1 protein-coding gene is annotated in these 1374 nt (G+C 64.8%); it reads left to right on the top strand.

Features of this window, described 5'->3' with window-relative positions:
- Positions 1 to 103: 103 nt before the first annotated feature.
- A partial coding sequence (locus CWO91_RS42195; RefSeq protein WP_283811091.1) for an AMP-binding protein occupies positions 104 to 1374 on the top strand: 1271 nt, incomplete at its 3' end.

Here is a 1374-nt window from a genome sequence, read left to right as displayed (position 1 = left end):
GCATGCCCGGCTGGCTGAGCTTTTGGCGCACGAGCATGCCTCGCTGGCGCTGGCGCAGCGCTGCAGCGCCGTTGCGGCGCCGGCGCCGCTGTTCAGCGCGCTGTTGAACTACCGCCACAACACGCCGGTGGCGGTCTCCGCCTCCGCACCCGATGATGTGCTGTCCGGCGTGGAATGGCTGGGCGAGGAGGAGCGCACCAATTATCCGCTGACCTTGTCGGTGGAGGATTTTGGCGAGGCGCTCGGGCTGACGGCGCAGGTGGTGGAGCCCATCTCGGCGGATCGGATCTGCGGCTACATGCAGCGGGCGCTCGAGCAGCTGGCGGAGGCGCTGGAGCATGCGCCGAGCACGCCGGTGCGCGAGCTGGACATCCTGCCAGCCGCTGAGCGCGCGTATCTGCTGGAGGAGCTGAACCGGACGGCATCGGCCTATCCGTCGGACGTGTGCATCCACGAGCTGTTCGAGGCACAGGTTCGCCGTGCGCCGGACGCGGTGGCGGTGGTCCATGAGGAGGAGCGGCTAAGCTATGGCGAGCTGAATGCGCATGCCAACCAGCTGGCGCATCATCTGATCGGGCTCGGGGTGAAGCCGGATCAGCCGGTGGCGATCTGCGTTGCGCGCAGCGTGGCGATGGTGGTCGGGCTGCTGGCGATCCTCAAGGCGGGGGGGCCCTATCTGCCGCTCGATCCGGCCTATCCGTCGGCGCGGCTGCACCAGGTGCTGGAGGATGCGGCGCCGCGAGTGCTGCTGGCCGATGCAGCGGGGCGATCGGCGCTGGGCGACGATGCGCTACGCGATCGGACGGTGGTGGATCTGGCGGCGACGCCGGAATGGGCCAATCTGCCGGCGTCGGATCCGGACCCGCGTGCGCTCGGCCTGACCTCGCGCCATCTCGCCTATGTGATCTACACCTCGGGATCAACAGGCACCCCCAAGGGGGTCATGATTGAGCATGCGAGCACGGTGAACCTGCTGCATTGGAGCAGCGACGTGTTTACCGCATCAGAGATCAGCCGCACGCTGTTTGCTACGTCGATCAGTTTTGATCTGTCCGTCTATGAGTGCTTCGTTCCGCTTTCGCAAGGAAGCACGCTTTACCTTGTCGAGAATGCGCTGGCGCTGGCCGAGAGGTCTTTGGATATCTCTTTGATCAACACAGTGCCCTCGGCGATCGCCGCTCTGGTCGACAGGAAAGCAGTGCCGGCTTCGACCAGCGTCGTCAATTTGGCGGGCGAGTGGCTGACGGCGGAACTGATCGAGAAGATCTTTGCGAGCAGTCGGGTCCAGAAGATTTGTAATCTATACGCCCCTTCTGAAACCACCACGTACTCAACCTGGATCTGCGTGCGAAGGAGGAACGTTGTCGTTGAGAC

The sequence above is a fragment of the Bradyrhizobium genosp. SA-3 genome (genome assembly GCF_004212635.1).
Taxonomy (GTDB): Bacteria; Pseudomonadota; Alphaproteobacteria; order Rhizobiales; family Xanthobacteraceae; genus Bradyrhizobium.
The sequence above is the reverse complement of the archived record's forward strand: the minus strand, read 5'-3'. Positions and strand labels throughout refer to the sequence as shown.